The sequence below is a fragment of the Gilliamella sp. Choc5-1 genome, from assembly GCF_001690595.1.
GTDB classification, from domain to species: domain Bacteria; phylum Pseudomonadota; class Gammaproteobacteria; order Enterobacterales; family Orbaceae; genus Gilliamella; species Gilliamella apicola_M.
Window position 1 is genome coordinate 1 of sequence record NZ_LZHH01000043.1, and the last position, 466, is coordinate 466.

The 466-nt window shown below is 35.8% G+C and carries 1 protein-coding gene; it reads right to left on the bottom strand.

Going from position 1 to position 466, the window contains the following annotated elements; genetic code table 11:
• Positions 1–450: IS3 family transposase (locus A9G35_RS03675; protein ID WP_141673761.1), on the bottom strand; the 450-nt coding region annotated here is incomplete at its 3' end.
• Positions 451–466 lie beyond the last annotated feature (16 nt).

Here is a 466-nt window from a genome sequence, read left to right on the forward strand (position 1 = left end):
TAAATCTAATTTCGATAATGGCAGTTTAATTTGGCTTAATGCCGACATAACAAGCTCTGCTGTTTTATGTTGACCAACATGGTAACCGACAATCTGCCTATCGGATAAGTTCACTAAAACACATAAATAGTTCCAACGTTGCTTAACTTGAATATAGGTTAAATCCGCAACAACAATTTGTTTTTTATCACCTACATCAAATTGTCGTTGCAGGTGATTTTCTGGGGCGGTTTCATTCACTTCCGTATTGTGAGATTGATAACGTTTAACGGTGTATTTTGATACCAGCAATAAGGCTTTCATCACCCGAGCAATGTAACGGCGTGACACCCAAATATTTTCTTTTTGTAAATCAAAACGAATTCGTCTTGTACCATAAGACTGATAGCTCTGATTAAATAGCGTCACGATTTTATCGGCATAAAGCCCTACTGATTTTTGTCTATTCAATTTACACTGATAATAA